The sequence below is a fragment of the Nocardiopsis endophytica genome, from assembly GCF_027706725.1.
Classification (GTDB): Bacteria; Actinomycetota; Actinomycetes; order Streptosporangiales; family Streptosporangiaceae; genus Nocardiopsis_A; species Nocardiopsis_A endophytica.
The window spans coordinates 78,246-93,725 of the sequence record NZ_JAQFWQ010000001.1; the positions used below are offsets into that span (position 1 = coordinate 78,246).

Genomic DNA, 15,480 nt, shown 5'->3' on the forward strand with positions numbered 1-15,480 from the left:
AGGGTGGCCCCGCCGTGAGCGGGGCCACCCTGAGGGGGCGGGGGCCGACGGGGGCTACGCGGCCGCGCGCGCCGTGTGGACCGTCGTCGCCGACAGCAGGAACGCGTCCGGCCGCCAGCGGATCCCCTCCTCGGAGTCGTCGTCGAGCAGGGCGTCCAGCGTCGCGATGTCCTCCGCGCCGAGCAGGCCCTCGGCCCGCCCGCGCACCCGCTCGATCTGGGAGCGGACGTACCCGCGCGCCACCGGGTCGAGCGGCGCCGGGATGTCGAGGAGGAACGTGCGGGTCCCGGAGGGGACCAGCCCGGCGCGCGCGAGCATCGCGGGCCAGTCCTCCACGGTGCGCACCGACCCGGGGATCTCCTCCCGCATCTCGGAGAAGGTGTCCTCGACCGCCGCGTCGATCCGCGCGTGCAGGCCGGGGCGCCCGATGCCGATGTCCCGGGGGAGGAAGCGCTCGGGCAGGCCCTGCTCGGCCACCGCGAGCACGCCGCCCGGGGCGATGTGCGCGGCGAGCGCGTTGAGCGCCTCCTGCTGGTCGCCGATGTGGTGGACCGCGTGGCTGGTCCAGATCAGGTCGGCGGTGCCCAGCTTCGCGAAGTCGCCGGGCAGGTCCACCGCCAGCGTCGACACGCGCCGCCCCAGGCCCAGGCGGTCCGCGCGCGCCTGCGCCCGCTCCAGCAGGCCCAAGGCCTGGTCGGCGGCGACGACCTCGGCTCCGGTGAAGCGCTCGGCGAACCTGGTGGCGACCACCCCTGGGCCGCTCCCGACGTCCACGATGCGCGTTCCCGAGGCCGCGGCCCTCTCCTCACCCAGCACCTCGGCGAGCCAGTCGACCGCCTGCCCGTAGAGGGTGGTGCGCAGTTCGGCCTCGGTCTCCAGGCGCTCGGCCATCGCCTCCCAGAAGGCGGGGTCGGTGTGGTCGGCGTCGCCGTGCCCGTGCCCGTGTCCGTGGCCGTGCCCGTGGCCGTGTGCGTGACCCTGGCCGTGGTCGTGCCGCTCCTGCGACTGTGCGTTCTGCATCCGGCTCCCTCGCATCCCTCGTGGTCTCTCGTTGTGGTGCTGTTCTGCGGCGGCGGTGTTCATCGGCGGTACTCGGAGACGGCCTGTTCGACCTCCTCCTCGATGAGGTCGTGGTCGACGGCGGAGGCGGCACGGCTGCCCATGGCCGCCGCGGCGATCACCTGCGCCATCGGGTCGACGACGACGCCCGCCGCCCAGACGCCGGGGACGCTCGTGCGGCCCATGGGGTCGGTGGCGGCGCTCCCGTCCGCATCGCGCGCGCATCCCAGTCCGTCCAGCAGCTCCCCTGAGGGCCGCATCGTCGACGGGGCGAACACCGCCTCCCGTGGAACGACGGCCCCGGAGTCCAGCTCGACCCCGGTGAGGCCCGCGCCGCCGGCCACGAGCCCGCGGATCCCTCCTTCGACGACCTGTACCCCGCGCGCTTCCAGGCGAAGTCGGTCCTCGCCCGTGACCTCCTGCCCGTGCGGGAAGTAGACGAGGTCGGCGGACCACTTCTTCAGCATCAGCGCCAGCCGCACGGCGTGCGGACCGGTGCCGAGCACCCCGATCGGCCGGTCGCGGACCTCGTAGCCGTGGCAGTAGGGGCAGTGCAGGACGTAGTCGCCCCAGCCCTCGCGCAGGCCGGGGATGTCCGCGAGCTCGTCCCTGAGGCCCGTGGCGAGGATGATCCTGCGGGCCCACAGCTCCGCACCGTCGTCGAGGAGCAGCCGGAAGGCGCCGTCCGCGCCGTTCCGTTCGATCCCCGTGACGCGGGCGTCGACGATCCGGGCGCCGTACGACTCGGCCTCCTTGCGGCCGATCGCCAGGAACTCGCCCGGCGGCGTGCCGTCCCGCCCCAGGTAGTTGTGCATGTGCGCGGCCGGTGCGTTGCGCGGCTCGCCCGCGTCGACCACCGTCACCGTGCGCCGGGCCCGGCTCAGCACCAGCGCCGCGGACAGCCCCGCGGCGCCCCCGCCGACGACGGCGACGTCCCTGGTCTCGGTCATCGTGACCACCTCCGCGGACACGGTGCGCCACGATCGCCGAAAATGACAACCATTGTTGCCGTTTCCGGGACGGAGTGGTTCCATGGCGCCATGGACGAGGGGAACGGGGCGGGGGCCGCCGGGGCGGTCCGCGAGGCACTGGACGAGGTGGGGCCGCGGCTGCGGCGCCTGCGCACGGAGCGCGGCGTCACGCTGTCGGCGCTGGCCGAGGCGACCGGGATCTCCAAGAGCACCCTTTCGCGGCTGGAGTCGGGGCAGCGCAAGCCCAGTCTGGAGCTGCTGCTGCCGATCTCCCAGGCGCACCAGGTGCCGCTGGACGAACTGGTGGGGGCGCCGGAGGTGGGCGATCCGCGGATCCGGATGAAGCCGTTCGCGCTGGAGGGGCGGACCGTGGTGCCGCTGACCCGGCAGCCCGGCTCCATCCAGGCCTACAAGATGATCATCCCGGCCGGGCGCGACACCCCGGACCCGCGGACGCACGAGGGCTATGAGTGGATGTACGTCCTGGCCGGGCGGCTGCGCCTGGTCCTGGCCGATCACGACCTGGTGCTCGGCGCGGGGGAGGCCGCCGAGTTCGACACGCGCCTGCCGCACTGGTTCGGCTCCACAGGCGAGGGGCCGGTGGAGATCCTCAGCCTCTTCGGCCGCCAGGGGGAGCGGATGCACGTGCGGGCCCAACCGAGGAAGCGGGGGGATGGGTGAGAGTTTGCCCGGAGCCGGTGCGAGGGGTGTGGAAGGCCCGGCGCCGTTCGTGCACGGTGGCCTGACGGGGGGTTCCGGCGGACCGGACCGCCGGCCCGGACCAGGGGGATGGCGCATGAGCGGGCGACGGATGGACGGCTGGCGGGTCTTCGCCGTGTCGATGCTGGTCTTCGGCGGGGCGGTCAACTTCGTGCAGGGCATGGTGGCGTCGTTCGCCGCCGACTTCTACCGCGTGGACGACGGCGGGACCCTGCTGTTCGGGTACGCGGTGTGGGGCCTGGTGCTGGCGGTCTGGGGCGCCGTGCTGATGGCGGCCGGGGCGGCGGCGCTGAGCGGGCACATGTGGGCGCGGGTCGTCGGCGTCCTGGCCGCCGGGCTGAACGCGGTCGCCCAGCTGGCCTTCGTCGAGCCCTACCCGGTGTGGGCGGTGCTGGTCATCGTCGTGGACGTGATGGTGGTCTACGGCCTCACCGCGGCCTGGACGCCCTCTGGGCCGCCCGCCCGGGCGGTGGACTCGGCGGACGAGGCCTACAGGGCCGGACGGGCCGACGCCGACGACGCCCCGGTCCCGGGCGACGAGACGCGTGGGCCCAAGCGGCCGCTGCACCACGGCGGCCACGAACAGAGCCTCGGCTGAGGGGGCGCGGCGCGGATTCGGCCGCACCGATCGCGGTCCCGCGCCGTGCCCGAAAGGCGCGGGCCGGGATGTCGGCAATGCCACCCACGGCTCCGCAATTACCAGGTCGGAACGTTTCATCAGATCGCGCGGAGTGCCGTGGCCGCAAACGGCCCCCGCTGCGGAACCGCTTCCGGGCCGGTCACAGGCGCGTTTAACGCCGTGTTCACACGAGGGCGCATCCAGGACAATCCGGCAATTGTCTTGACTTATGGCGATCGATTGGCTTAGGTGCTATCTGTGGGTGCGCGGCGAACCGATGGTGTGCGCACCGGGGGGGCGTGCTCCAACGACGGTGCCGCCGCCCGGAGCGGCCGCAGCGATGCGGCCGGGGGTGCGCTGGACCGGCGAGCATGCGGCTTCACCTGCACGGGGGCCGGGTCGGACCTGTTGGCCAGGGGTGCTTCGACGGGGCGGTCCGCGCGTGCGGGGGTGGCCCGCATGGTAGGTCCCGCTTTCCCCGCGGTGCCACCGGTGTAGCCGTAGACCCCTCTCATCCGACGATTTCTCTCCCGACCGGACCGGATCTCCCCATCTCCGTGCCGACGGAATTCCCCATGGGAATCCGCGGTCGGAATCCGAATCATTTCCCAGGTGCGTCCAGCGTGCCGTGACAGTGGGCCGAAGGCGAATACCCCGGCCCGCGAATGCATGTGCGGCGACGACACGAATCCCCCGCTCCGACTCGCCGCGTCCATTCGAAGGGAAAGGTCACATGGTGGGAAACACGCTGTGCGCGGCCCCGGCCTGCGATCGGCGCGCCCCGCGGCCCGAGGCGGGGCCGCGGCTGTGCGCCCGGTGCCGCGACCACATCGCCGCGGACCTGCGGCGCCTGCCGTCCCTGTACGCCGAGTCCGAGCACGCCCTGGCCCCCGCGCCGTGGATGCTCACCGAGCGGGTCAGCGGCGGGCGGCCCGGCGGACGGGCCGTCGACGAGGCCCTGCTCGCGGCGCGCTCGGACATGATGGCGGTGCTGGCCTCCTGGGCGGGGCTGGTGGCCGACCGCACACCGGCCGTCCGCCGCCCCCCGCGGGAGGCCGGCGCCCTCGTCCGGTTCCTGCTGCGCCACCTGTCCGTGCTGCTGGAGTCCGGCCTCGGGGCCGACCTCGCGGCCGAGGTCGCGGCCGTGGGCGAGCGGATGCGCGGCGCGCTGGCCGGGCCGGGGGCGCTCCGGCGCGTGCTGGGGCCGTGCGTCCACCCCGGGTGCGACGCGCAGGTGTCCGTCGCCGGCGCCGACGGGGAGCGGGTCCGCCCCGCCGACGTCCGGTGCGCCAACGGGCACGCATGGCCGCCGCACGAATGGCTCTCCCTCGCCGTGCGATTGAACAGGGCCGACGTCTCCCATGCTCCGAAGACGCCCGGGAAGAACGATTGAGGAGGACTTTTGCGGAAACCATCCGACCCCCGAAGAGCCGTTCCGACCGAACTCGCCGCACTCGCCGCCGGAGTCTCCGAGGCGACCATCAGGAAATGGGCGAGCCGGGGAAAGCTGACCCGTTACGGGGCGCCCGGGCGCGCCTTATACGACCTTGATGAACTTGCGGCCGTCACGGGGGCGCTCCGGAGTCCGGCGCCGCCCGCGGCCTGATCGGCGGGCCGGTCCCCACCGGCCCCATTTGGAGCGGTCGCCCTGTCGGCGACCGCTCCGACCTGCGTAGACGGAGTAAACACGGCCGTCGGGGGCGGGGGTTGACAGGCGGAACCGGGGAATGTCACGCTTTGCCCGGCGGGTGAGCCATGCCCGCGACGAGATCGGCCCGTGATCATCGGCCGACACATTCCCTCCCCGCGCGGCGGGCACTTCCAGCGCACTTCTCCGCCTTCCCGCCGAACGCCGACGACACCGTTCCGCCGCATCCGAGTTTCCGGCCCCGCCGGTACCGGGTGCGGCGTTCTGCATGTCCACCGGATTCTCTCCCCGCCAACGGGCCGGGCCGCCGGCCCGGCCCTTTTCATGTCCGCGCCCCCAACGGGTGCCCACGGAACGGAGACCGACCATGGCGACCTCCCTCACCATCGACGACCTGGGCCGCATCCTGCGCGAGGCGGCGGGGATCGGGCTCGCCCCCGACGCCGCCGACCGCCCCTTCGAGGAACTGGGCTACGACTCGCTGGCGCTGCTGGAGGCGGGCGGCCGGATCGAGCGCGACCTGGGGCTCCGGCTCACCGAGGACGAACTCGCCGACGCCTCGACGCCCGCCGCGCTGCTGGACCTGGTCAACAGGAGCCTGGCCGCGGTGCCCGGCACCCCCTGACCCCCGCCCGACGAGCAAGGACAAGGAGCACGAGCATGACGAACGGAACGGGCCGCGTCGCCCTCGTGACCGGGGCCACCAGCGGGATCGGCCTGGCGGTCACCCGGCTGCTGGCCCAGGGCGGACACCGGGTGTTCCTCTGCGCCCGGTCGGCCGACGATGTGGCCGCCACCGTCAAGGAGCTGCGCGGGGAGGGCCTGGAGGTCGCCGGCGCCGCCTGCGACGTGCGCGACGGCGAGGCCGTGCGCGCGTTCGTCCGGGCGGCGGTCGACACCTACGGCACGGTCGACGTGCTGGTCAACAACGCCGGGCGCAGCGGCGGCGGCCGCACCGCCGACATCGACGACGAGCTGTGGCTCGACGTGGTGGACACCAACCTCAACAGCGTCTTCCGGGTCACCCGGGAGGTGCTGACCACCGGCGGGATGCGGGACAAGGAGCGCGGCCGCGTCATCAACATCGCCTCCACCGCGGGCAAGCAGGGGGTGGTGCTCGGCGCCCCCTACTCGGCCTCCAAGCACGGCGTCGTCGGCTTCACCAAGGCGCTGGGCAACGAGCTGGCGCCCACCGGCATCACCGTCAACGCGGTCTGCCCCGGGTACGTGGAGACCCCGATGGCGCAGCGGGTGCGCGCCGGGTACGCCGCCGCCTGGGACACCGACGAGGACGCGGTGCTGGAGAGGTTCCAGGCGAAGATCCCGCTGGGCCGCTACTCCACGCCCGAGGAGGTCGCCGGACTGGTCGGCTACCTGGCCTCCGACACCGCCGCATCGATCACCTCCCAGGCGCTCAACGTCTGCGGCGGCCTCGGCAACTTCTGACCCCGCCCCGAACCCCCGGACCCCCGAACCCCGGACTCCCGAACCCCCGGATCCCCGGACCGGACACCAAGGAGAGGCACATGGCCGACGACCGCGCCCGTGAAGTGGAGCACCGCACCACCGTCGAGGCCCCGGCGGACCGGGTCTACGACCTGATCGCGCAGGTGGAGAACTGGCCCCGGCTGTTCCCGCCGACCGTCCACGTCGACCACGTCGAGCGGGGCGACACCGGTGCGGACACCGCAGAGGAGCGCATCCGCATCTGGGCCACCGCGGGCGGCGAGGTCAAGAACTGGACCTCCCGCCGCGAGCTGGACCGGACGCGCCGGCGCATCCGGTTCCGCCAGGAGGTGTCGAGCCACCCCGTCGCCTCCATGGGCGGCACCTGGATCATCGAGCCGGTCACCGAGGGCCGGTGCCGGGTGCGGCTGCTGCACGACTACCGCGCCGTGGACGACGACCCCGGCCACCTGGCCTGGATCGACCAGGCGGTGGACCGCAACAGCACCGCCGAACTGGAGGCCCTGCGCACCAGCGCCGAACGGGCGGCGGGCTCGCCCGAGACGGTGCTGTCCTTCGAGGACACCGTCGAGATCGCCGGGTCCGCCAAGGACGTCTACGACTTCCTCAACGAGGCCCAGCACTGGAAGGAGCGGCTGCCGCACGTGGCGGAGGTCCGGCTCACCGAGGAGACCCCCGGCCTCCAGGTGCTGCGGATGGACACCCGCACCAAGGACGGGTCGACCCACACCACCGAATCGGTCCGGGTCTGCTTCCCGCACCGGTTCATCGTCTACAAGCAGCTGGTGCTGCCCGCGCTGATGCACCTGCACACCGGCTACTGGGAGCTGACCGAGCACGACCGCGGCACCACCGCCACCGCGCAGCACACCGTGGTGATCGCCACCGACCGGATCACCGGGGTGCTGGGCGAGGGGGCGGGCCTGGAGCAGGCGCGGACCTTCGTGCGCAACGCGCTCGGCGGCAACAGCACCGCCACCCTCGGCCACGCCAAGGCCTATGCCGAGGCCCGCCGCTGACCGCCCGGACGCTGGGTGAGGAGGAGGACGTGGACGCACCGGTCGTCATCGTGGGGGCGGGCCCCGTCGGGCTCATGCTCGCCGGGGAGCTGCGGCTCGGCGGGGCCGGGGTGCGGGTGCTGGAGCGGCTCGCCGAGCCCTCCGGTGAATCCCGCGCCTCCACCCTCAACGCCCGCACCATGGAGATCTTCGACCAGCGCGGGCTGGTGGAGCGCCTCGGCGGGCCGCCGCCGAACGACATGCGGGGCCACTTCGGCGGCATCCCGCTGGACCTGTCCGGAACGCCCACCCCCTATCCGGGGCAGTGGAAGCTGCCGCAGCCCCGCACCGAGGAGCTGCTCGGGGAGTGGGCGTCCGGCCTGGGGGCCGAGGTCCGGCGCGGGGTCCGGGTCCGGGCCCTGCGCCCGGGTCCGGACCACGTCGAGGTGGAGGCCGACGGCCCCGGGGGGCCCACCACCGTGCGCGCGTCCTACGTGGTCGGGTGCGACGGCGAGGAGAGCACCGTGCGCCGCCTCGGCGGTTTCGCCTTCCCCGGCCGGGACGCCCGCCGCGAACTGCTCCGTGCCGACGTCGCGGGCGTCGACGTGCCCGACCGGCGCTTCGAGCGGCACCCGGAGGGGCTGGCGATCGCGGCGCGCCGCCCCGACGGCGCCACCCGGGTGATGGTGCACGCCTTCGGCCGCCGCGCCCGCGAGCGCACGGCCGCTCCCGGGTTCGACGAGGTGGTCGAGGTCTGGAAGCGGGTCGTCGGGGAGGACCTGTCCGGCGGCACCCCGCTGTGGGTGAACGCCTTCGGCGACACCGCGCGCCAGGCCGAGCGGTACCGCGCCGGCCGGGTGCTGCTCGCCGGGGACGCCGCGCACCGGCAGATGCCGGTCGGCGGCCTGGCCGTCAACCTCGGGCTGCAGGACGCGGTCAATCTCGGCTGGAAGCTGGCCGCGGTGGCCACGGGGCGGGCGCCCGAGGAGCTCCTGGACACCTACCACGAGGAGCGGCACGCGGCGGGGCGGCGCACGCTGGCGGCCATCGGCGCGCAGACCGAGGTGCTGCTCGGTGGGCCCGAGACCGGCGCGCTGCGCACGGTCCTGGCCGAACTGGTGGGGATGCCACGGGTGCGCGGGCGCCTGGCCGCCTCGGCCGGGGGCCTGGACGTGCGGTACGGGACCGGTTCGGACGGCCCGCCGCCGCTCGGGGCCCACATCCCGCCCGGCGCGCTGGGCGGGGCGGGCGCCGCGGCGCTGCGCGCGGGGCGCGGGGTGCTGCTGCACCCCGACGGCGCCGCCGGTCCGGTGGTGCACGACCGGGTGGAAACGGTACGGGGATCGGTGGACGGGGCCCCGGTCCTGGTCCGGCCGGACGGCCACGCCGCCTACGTCGGCGGGGACGCCGACGGGCTCGGCGCGGCGGCCCGCCGCTGGTTCGGCGGCCCCGTGTGAGGACGGCGGGCGGGCGGCGGCGGTGGGTGCGGACCCGGACCGGGTCCGGGGCGCCCCGCCCGCCCGTCACAACACGACCACGACGAGGGAGGGCCCATGGGGGCGACGGCGGCGAAGGCGACGATGAACAGGCCCGTCCGCAGGAGCGGGGCGCAGGCGGGGCCGGTCACCGCCGACGGCGGGGGCGTCCCGCTGTCCGGCCTGATCGCGGAGCCGGCGCCGCCGCCGGGGCCGCGCGCGGTGCTGCTCGCCCTGCACGGGGGCGGCATGCGGGCCCGGTACTTCCATGGAGAGCTGGTCCCCGGGCAGTCCCTCCTCGATCAGGCCCGGGGCCGGGGCCACCTGGCGGTCGCCCTGGACCGGCCGGGCTACGGAGCCTCCGCGGCGGCCCTGCCCGACGGGGTGGGCCTGGATGGGCAGGTGCGGATGGTGCGTGCGGCGATGGACGACCTGGCCAAGCGCCACCGGCTCGCCGCCGCCGGGGGGTTCCTGCTGGTGGGGCATTCGCTCGGGGGCGGGGTCGCCCTCGCGGCGGCGGCCGAGGACCCGCGGGTGCGGGCCGTGGACGTATCGGGGATCGGCCACCGGTGGGCGGCCGACCCCCGGCGGGCGCGGGAGGCGGGCGGGTTCGGCGCTCACTACCTGCACTGGGGGCCGCTCGGGCTGTACCCGCCGGGCACCTTCCGGCTGGCCCGCGGGCTGACCGGTCCGCTTCCGAGCGAGGAGGCGGCCGATGCGCGCGAATGGCCGGAGCGCTTCGACGCCCTGGCCGACAGGGTGCGCGTCCCGGTGCGCTTCACCTTCGCCGAGCACGAGCGCTGGTGGAGGCATGACGAGGACGCCCTGGAGGAGCTGGCCGGGCGGCTGGGCGCCCCCGCCGTGGAGATCGACCGCATGCCCGGCACCGGGCACAACATCAGCCTGAGCCGGATGGCGGCCGTGTACCACGCGCGTGTCCTGGACTTCTTCGACGCCTGCCTGGCGGGGGAGGCGGGAGCGGCCTGAGGCCCGGGACGGTGCGGGGCGCCGCCCCCGCACCTTTATAATCCGATCATGGGATGTATGGCACGGTGCGCGGGGCGGGGCCGCGGCCCCGCCCCCGTCTACAGGAAGTCCCCGCGGTGGTCCTGGGCCCACCGGGCGAAGGAGAGCGGCGGGCGGCCGACCATCTCCTGGACCGTGGGCAGGGGCTTCCAGACCTCGCGCATCTGCTCGTCGGTGAACTCCGGGACGGGCTCGCCCTCCGAGTAGGGGGCCAGGCCGAGCAGGAACGGCGCCATGCGGGCGACCTCGCCGCCCTGTGCGGTGAGGATGCGCAGGGCCTCCTCGGGCGGGGTCGGCTCGAAGCGCACCGGCTCCCCGATGGCCTCGCCGATCATGTGGGCCTGCTCCCGCAGAGTGAGGACGCGGTCCCCGGTCACCTCGTGCACGGCGCCCGGTGCGCCGTCCGCCAGCAGGGCGGCGGCCGCCACCGCCGCGATGTCCCGCTCGTGCACCGGGTTGCTGATCTCGTCGGGGTCGGGGAAGCGCACGGTCCGGTCCCGGCGGATCATCGGCCCCCAGAAGGCGGTCTTGTTCGCCGCGAAGTCGTTGGGCCGGACGAAGGCGTACTCCAGCCCGGACCCCTCGACGGCCCGCTCCACCGGGGCGTGGCGGTCGGTGTCGGTGCCCAGGGTGACCGCCCGGGAGGACAGCACCACCACACGGCGCACCCCGGACGCGCGCGCCAGCTCCGCCACCGCCTCGGCGGTGGGCGCGTGCGGGACCAGGTAGAGGCGGTCGGCCCCGTCGTGGGCGGGCCGCAGCGACTCCGGGTCGGCCAGATCGGCCCGGAAGGCGCGGACGCCGGGCGGCGGCTCCGCCGGCCCGGGGCCGCGCCCGCTGATCCGCACGTCCTCGCCGGCCGCCAGCAGCTCGGCGACGACGTGCCTGCCGACCGTGCCCGAGGCTCCGGTCACCAACGTGGTCATCGGGTGGGGGCTCCCCTCCGCTCGGCGCGGCCCCGGCGCAGCCCGGCCGCGTGGATGTAGCGCTGACCCATCGCGCTCTTGACCTTCGACAGCCCGCCCGCGCGGCGCAGCACGTCCTGGCGGAGGCCGCTCTCCAGGAACGCCTCGTGCGCCTCGGCCGTGGCCCACGCGGCGTACTGGAAGACCCGCCGCCCCTCCCGGTCGAGGAAGTGGTGGCTGGAGATCCATCCGGGCAGCGCGCCGTGCTCGGTGACGGCCTCCTCCATCGCGTCGTAGACCGCGTCCGACCACAGCCGGGCCGACTCGGTGTCGGCCATCTCGAACTCGGCGATGAAGATGCAGCCCGGCTCGGCGTCCGGACCGCCCTCGGGCTCGTGGCCGGGGACCGGGGAGGGCAGGTCGCGCCGGAAGGCGCCCCGGTAGAGCCGGTGGGCGACCTCGTCCGGCGGCGCCACCCCGGGCACGTCGGGCCCGGCGGTACGGGCGGCGTGGCGGTCGTGGTCCTCGGGCGACTCCCACTGGGAGACCACCACGACCGCGCTGTCCCGTGTCTCCAGCCTCTCCTCGCCCTGCGGCTTGTCCGCGGTGCTGAGGAAGGCGTCCACCGACAGCAGGCCGTCGGGCCAGGGTCCGGCGCGCCACGGCTCCATGACCGCGTCGGCCACCTCGCGCTGCCGTGCGGCGTCGGGCACGGCCCAGTGCCCGACCACCGTGGCGCCGGTGCGGGCGAGGGCGACATCGAAGGGGAGGGGGGCGGTGTCCTGCATGGCGACTCCTGAGGTCTGGGAGGAAATAGTGGAAATTCCGCCCGGTCGACCGGCAAAATAGGGCACCCGCGACGCAAGGCACAAGGTCCCTACCTATTGGTAAGCTCCAAACCGAGGGGAAGGAAGGAGGTGGTCGTGTGAGGGAGGACGGGTTGGAGCAGCCGCCGAGTGTGGTCACCGAGCCCCGCAGGGGGCCGTTCCTCGACGACTGTCCGAGCCGGGTGGTGCTCAACCACGTGGCCAACCGCTGGGGGACGCTGATCGTCACCTCGCTGCACGAGGGGCCGATGCGCTTCCACCAGATCCGCGACAACATCGGGGGGATCAGCGAGAAGATGCTGTCGCAGAACCTGCGGCTGCTGATCCGGGACGGCCTGATCGACCGCAGCGTCGAGTCGAGCACGCCGCCCCGGGTGACCTACGCGCTCACCCCGCTCGGCCGCGAGCTGGCCTCGCAGCTGCGCACCCTGATCGACTGGATCACCTGCCGCACCGACCAGATCGTCGCCGCCCAGCGGCGCTACGACCGCGCCGAGGGGGAGGCGGGGTAGAAGGCCGCGGCGTTGTCGGCCGCCCACTCGGCGAAGGTGCGCGCCGCACGCCCGGTGACGCGCCGCACGGTGTCGGCGTGCACCGCGAGGTCGGCGTCCACCGAGTCGCGCATGTAGCCGAGCACGCCCACCAGCAGGTCGGCGGGCACGTGCGGGCTCATCAGCTCCCAGGCCTGCTCATGGGTGAGCTCGACGAAGCCCAGCTCCCGCCCGGCCGCCCGGCCGATGATCTCCAGCTGTTCGAGCTGGGTGAGCACCTGGGGGCCGGTGATCTCGTAGGCCCGGCCGGCGTGCCCGTCCTCCAGCAGCGCGGCCACCGCCACCGCGGCGATGTCGTCCTCGTGCACCGGCACCCGCCGGGACCGGGCGTAGGGCGCCTTGGCCACGCCCTCGGCCCGGATCGCCGGACCCCACCGCCACAGCACGTTCCCGGCGAACTCCCCGGGCCGCACGTGCGTCCAGTCGGGCCCACCGGCCTCCACCGCCCGCTCCACCGCGCGGTGGTGGTCCTTGGTGGCGTTGGCGCCGACCTCGTCCCCGGCGGTCAGCGAGGACAGCAGCACGATCCGCCGCACCCCCGCCTCCTTGGCCGCCCGCACCACCTCCTCGGCGGTCTCGGGCACCGGGAACAGGTAGAGCGCGTCCGCGCCCTCCAGCGCCGGGCGCACCGTTTGCGGCCGGGCCAGGTCCCCGGCGAGCACCTCGGCGCCGGCGGGCAGGCCCGCCGACGCGGGGTCCCTGGTCAGAGCGCGCACGGTGACGCCGCGCGCCAGCAGGCGGCCGACGACGTGCCGCCCGACCGACCCGGTCGCGCCGGTCACCAGGACCGTGTTGATGGTCGCCATCCTCGTCCGTCCTCTCGTCTCGTCCGGTCGTCGCGTCCGGTCCCGCCCCGCGCGCCTCAGGCGCGGTAGGGGCGGTGCTCCTTGGCCTCCCGCAGCGCCAGCGCCCACCAGGTGAGCTGGTCGAGCAGGAGCTTGGCCGCCTGTTCGCAGCCGTCCGGCTCCAGCGGTCGGCCGTCGGCGCCGAACCGCTCGCGGGCCTGGTGGAAGCTGACCGTCTCGCGCACGGTCACCGCGTGGACCTCGGCGAAGACGGTGCGCAGCGCCTCCACGGCGCGCAGCCCGCCGCTGAGGCCGCCGTAGGAGACCAGCCCGACCGGTTTGGCCTGCCATTCGGCCATGAACCAGTCGATGAAGTGCTTGAGCGAGGCCGGGAAGCTGTGGTTGTACTCGGGGGTGACCACCACGAACCCGTCGGCGGCGGCGAGCCGGGCGGCCGTCGCGTCGGCCTCGGGAGGGCGGTCGCGCATGTCGGTGGCGGGCAGCCGGTCGGGAAGGTCGACGTCGAGCAGGTCGACCGGGTCGGCGGTCAGGCCGGGGTCGGCCCGGAGCCGCTCCAGGAACCAGCGGGCGACGGTGGGGCCGAAGCGGCCCTCGCGCACGCTGGCGGTGATCACGACGAGGTGGACGGGGCGGTCCGCCATGGTCAGTCCCTCCGTGGGCGGGGGTGGACGGGTGGGGGCGGGGGCCGCGGGGCCCCGCCCGGCCCCCCGGTGTGGGCCCCACCCCAGCCCGGGTGCGCCCCTGGCGTCGATGAACGCGCCGGTGGTCCACCCGCCGTCGGGTCCGGCGAGGAACGCCACCACGCCGGCGATCTCCTCGGGCCGGCCGACCCGCCCGAACGCCGAGAGCTGTGACATCTGCTCGACCGCCTCGGGCACGGAGAAGACCGGGCTGCCGTTGTCGGTGATCCCGGGGGCCACGTTGTTCACCGTGATCCCGCGCGGGGCCAGGTGCCGGGCGTAGTGCAGGGCGATCTGCTCCAGGGCGCCCTTGGTCATCGAGTACAGGAGCTGCTCGGGAACGGCGAACCTGGTCAGCCCCGAGGAGATGCCGATGATGCGGCCGCCGTCGGGCATCATCTCCAGCGCGCGCCGGGTGGTGAACAGCGGTGCCTTGACGTTGACGGCGAACATGCGGTCGAAGCGGTCGGGGGTGATCTCCTCGGGGGGCAGCCCGGCGGCCGTCTGCTCGCCCGCGTTGTTGACCAGGATGTCCACCTCGACCCGCCCGGCGTGCTCGGCCAGGGCCGATCGCAGCCGCGTGAACAGGGTGTCCACGTCGCCCGGGCCGCCCATCTCGGCCTGCACCGGGAAGGCGCGGCCGCCCGCCTCGACGATTCCGGACACGGTCTTCTCGGCGGCTTCGGTGTTGGCGGCGTAGTGCACGGCGACCAGCGCGCCGTCGCGGGCCAGCCGTTCGGCGATCGCTCGGCCGATGCCGCGGCTCGCACCGGTGACCAGCGCGATCCTGCCGTCCAGGGCTCCCATGGCTCCTCCTGAAAAACGTGTGCCGACGCGCCGCCGGGGCCCACGGGCACGCCGAACGGCCCCGCGCCCGGAGCGGGCGGGGGCCGTGAGGGGCCTGAAGGCGGGAGGGGCGGCGCGTCGGCGCCGGGATGTCGGGGCGGGGCCGGGACCGTCGCGGTCCGGGCACACGTCGCCCGCGCCTCGAAAGCGTGACACGCGTCGGGGCCCCCGTCAACGGTCCCGCCGGAGGCTCCTGTTTTTCGCTTTCTTTCAGAAAGGGACTAACTCAAAGGTATGTTCTTTCGAGATGTGCGTTTATTTCCTAGGGTTGGGGCATGCGAATCGAGATCTTCTCCGACATGGTCTGCCCGTGGTGCTACATCGGAAAGCGCCGGCTGTCGATCGCGCTGGAGCGCACCGGCGCCCGGCCGGAGCTGGTGTGGCGCGCCTTCCAGCTCGACCCCGCCTACCCCTCCGACGTCACCTGGACCCTCACCGACGCGCACCTGAACCGCTACGGGATCAACGCCGCCGAGGACAAGCGCCGCCAGAAGATGACCACCGACCTGGCCGCCCAGGTGGGCCTGGAGTACCGGCTGGACCGGGCGATCATGGCCAACACCGCCGACGCGCACCGCATGGTCAAGCACGGCCACGCGCACGGGAAGGGCACCGAGACCGCCGAGGCGCTGATGAGCGGGTTCGCCGTGGAGGGGCGGAACATCGGCGACCCCGGCGACCTGAACGCGATCGCCGCGGAGCTCGGGCTGCCCCCGCTGGAGCCCGGCGCCTACAAGAAGGAGGTCAACGCGGACCTGGCGCGCGCCGCCCAGTACGGGGTGCACGGCGTGCCCAGCCTCGTCGTGGACGAGAGGTACATGCTGGTCTCTCCGGACATCCAGGACCTGACCGGGTTCCTGGAGCAGCACACCGGGTGAGGAG

The 15,480-nt window shown here is 74.5% G+C and carries 16 protein-coding genes; 10 read left to right on the forward strand and 6 right to left on the reverse strand.

Features of this window, described 5'->3' with window-relative positions; translation table 11 throughout:
* Positions 1-54: 54 nt before the first annotated feature.
* Positions 55-1,020 (reverse strand): class I SAM-dependent methyltransferase, encoded by a 966-nt coding sequence (locus O4J56_RS00370; protein ID WP_270682990.1) that lies wholly within the window; start codon positions 1,018-1,020, stop codon positions 55-57.
* A gap of 59 nt (positions 1,021-1,079) precedes the next feature.
* Entirely contained in the window at positions 1,080-2,009 is a 930-nt protein-coding gene (locus O4J56_RS00375) for an NAD(P)/FAD-dependent oxidoreductase (protein ID WP_270682991.1), read from the reverse strand.
* A 90-nt stretch (positions 2,010-2,099) separates the two neighbouring features.
* Between O4J56_RS00375 and O4J56_RS00380 the strand changes: the two genes are divergently transcribed.
* From O4J56_RS00380 to O4J56_RS00415, 8 genes are all read left to right on the forward strand, one after another.
* Positions 2,100-2,711: a helix-turn-helix domain-containing protein gene (locus O4J56_RS00380; RefSeq protein WP_270682992.1), complete on the forward strand. Its 612-nt coding sequence runs from the start codon at positions 2,100-2,102 to the stop codon at positions 2,709-2,711.
* Between the two features lie 115 nt (positions 2,712-2,826).
* Entirely contained in the window at positions 2,827-3,348 is a 522-nt protein-coding gene (locus O4J56_RS00385; protein ID WP_270682993.1) for a DUF7144 family membrane protein, read from the forward strand.
* Positions 3,349-4,102: 754 nt separating this feature from the next.
* Positions 4,103-4,762 (forward strand): hypothetical protein, encoded by a 660-nt coding sequence (locus O4J56_RS00390; RefSeq protein WP_270682994.1) that lies wholly within the window; start codon positions 4,103-4,105, stop codon positions 4,760-4,762.
* Positions 4,763-5,384: 622 nt separating this feature from the next.
* Positions 5,385-5,642 carry an acyl carrier protein gene (locus O4J56_RS00395; RefSeq protein WP_270682995.1) on the forward strand — a complete coding sequence of 86 codons (258 nt, stop codon included), beginning with the start codon at positions 5,385-5,387 and terminating at the stop codon, positions 5,640-5,642.
* A gap of 35 nt (positions 5,643-5,677) precedes the next feature.
* Positions 5,678-6,463: a 3-oxoacyl-ACP reductase FabG gene (gene fabG / locus O4J56_RS00400; RefSeq protein ID WP_270682996.1), complete on the forward strand. Its 786-nt coding sequence runs from the start codon at positions 5,678-5,680 to the stop codon at positions 6,461-6,463.
* 80 nt (positions 6,464-6,543) lie between these two features.
* Entirely contained in the window at positions 6,544-7,503 is a 960-nt protein-coding gene (locus O4J56_RS00405; RefSeq protein ID WP_270682997.1) for an aromatase/cyclase, read from the forward strand.
* 29 nt (positions 7,504-7,532) lie between these two features.
* Positions 7,533-8,939 carry an FAD-dependent monooxygenase gene (locus tag O4J56_RS00410; protein WP_270682998.1) on the forward strand — a complete coding sequence of 469 codons (1,407 nt, stop codon included), beginning with the start codon at positions 7,533-7,535 and terminating at the stop codon, positions 8,937-8,939.
* A 96-nt stretch (positions 8,940-9,035) separates the two neighbouring features.
* Complete coding sequence (locus O4J56_RS00415) at positions 9,036-9,944, forward strand: alpha/beta hydrolase (protein ID WP_270682999.1); 909 nt, start codon at positions 9,036-9,038, stop codon at positions 9,942-9,944.
* Positions 9,945-10,042: 98 nt separating this feature from the next.
* On the opposite strand, the gene O4J56_RS00420 is transcribed toward O4J56_RS00415, so the two are convergent.
* Positions 10,043-10,909: an NAD(P)H-binding protein gene (locus O4J56_RS00420; protein ID WP_270683000.1), complete on the reverse strand. Its 867-nt coding sequence runs from the start codon at positions 10,907-10,909 to the stop codon at positions 10,043-10,045.
* Positions 10,906-11,676, reverse strand: coding sequence for an antibiotic biosynthesis monooxygenase (locus O4J56_RS00425; protein ID WP_270683001.1), 771 nt, complete (start codon positions 11,674-11,676; stop codon positions 10,906-10,908). The genes O4J56_RS00420 and O4J56_RS00425 overlap by 4 nt, the downstream gene beginning before the upstream one ends.
* Before the next feature lie 137 nt (positions 11,677-11,813).
* Here O4J56_RS00425 and O4J56_RS00430 point away from each other — a divergent pair, with 137 nt between their 5' ends.
* Positions 11,814-12,227, forward strand: coding sequence for a winged helix-turn-helix transcriptional regulator (locus O4J56_RS00430; RefSeq protein WP_270683002.1), 414 nt, complete (start codon positions 11,814-11,816; stop codon positions 12,225-12,227).
* On the opposite strand, the gene O4J56_RS00435 is transcribed toward O4J56_RS00430, so the two are convergent.
* Positions 12,197-13,072, reverse strand: coding sequence for an SDR family oxidoreductase (locus O4J56_RS00435; protein ID WP_270683003.1), 876 nt, complete (start codon positions 13,070-13,072; stop codon positions 12,197-12,199). The genes O4J56_RS00430 and O4J56_RS00435 overlap by 31 nt on opposite strands.
* Before the next feature lie 56 nt (positions 13,073-13,128).
* A complete protein-coding gene (locus O4J56_RS32000; protein ID WP_333563773.1) occupies positions 13,129-14,559 on the reverse strand; it encodes an SDR family oxidoreductase in 1,431 nt (476 codons plus the stop codon).
* A 314-nt stretch (positions 14,560-14,873) separates the two neighbouring features.
* Here O4J56_RS32000 and O4J56_RS00450 point away from each other — a divergent pair, with 314 nt between their 5' ends.
* Positions 14,874-15,476, forward strand: a complete 603-nt coding sequence (locus tag O4J56_RS00450) for a DsbA family oxidoreductase (protein ID WP_270683004.1) — start codon at positions 14,874-14,876, stop codon at positions 15,474-15,476.
* The last annotated feature ends 4 nt before the right edge of the window (positions 15,477-15,480 follow it).

Coding starts and splice junctions, on each gene's coding strand:
- O4J56_RS00370 (WP_270682990.1), bottom strand. CDS start 1,020: ATGCAGAACGCACAGTCGCAGGAGCGGCACGACCACGGCCAGGGTCAC.
- O4J56_RS00375 (WP_270682991.1), bottom strand. CDS start 2,009: ATGACCGAGACCAGGGACGTCGCCGTCGTCGGCGGGGGCGCCGCGGGG.
- O4J56_RS00380 (WP_270682992.1), top strand. CDS start 2,100: ATGGACGAGGGGAACGGGGCGGGGGCCGCCGGGGCGGTCCGCGAGGCA.
- O4J56_RS00385 (WP_270682993.1), top strand. CDS start 2,827: ATGAGCGGGCGACGGATGGACGGCTGGCGGGTCTTCGCCGTGTCGATG.
- O4J56_RS00390 (WP_270682994.1), top strand. CDS start 4,103: ATGGTGGGAAACACGCTGTGCGCGGCCCCGGCCTGCGATCGGCGCGCC.
- O4J56_RS00395 (WP_270682995.1), top strand. CDS start 5,385: ATGGCGACCTCCCTCACCATCGACGACCTGGGCCGCATCCTGCGCGAG.
- fabG (WP_270682996.1), top strand. CDS start 5,678: ATGACGAACGGAACGGGCCGCGTCGCCCTCGTGACCGGGGCCACCAGC.
- O4J56_RS00405 (WP_270682997.1), top strand. CDS start 6,544: ATGGCCGACGACCGCGCCCGTGAAGTGGAGCACCGCACCACCGTCGAG.
- O4J56_RS00415 (WP_270682999.1), top strand. CDS start 9,036: ATGGGGGCGACGGCGGCGAAGGCGACGATGAACAGGCCCGTCCGCAGG.
- O4J56_RS00420 (WP_270683000.1), bottom strand. CDS start 10,909: ATGACCACGTTGGTGACCGGAGCCTCGGGCACGGTCGGCAGGCACGTC.
- O4J56_RS00425 (WP_270683001.1), bottom strand. CDS start 11,676: ATGCAGGACACCGCCCCCCTCCCCTTCGATGTCGCCCTCGCCCGCACC.
- O4J56_RS00435 (WP_270683003.1), bottom strand. CDS start 13,072: ATGGCGACCATCAACACGGTCCTGGTGACCGGCGCGACCGGGTCGGTC.
- O4J56_RS32000 (WP_333563773.1), bottom strand. CDS start 14,559: ATGGGAGCCCTGGACGGCAGGATCGCGCTGGTCACCGGTGCGAGCCGC.
- O4J56_RS00450 (WP_270683004.1), top strand. CDS start 14,874: ATGCGAATCGAGATCTTCTCCGACATGGTCTGCCCGTGGTGCTACATC.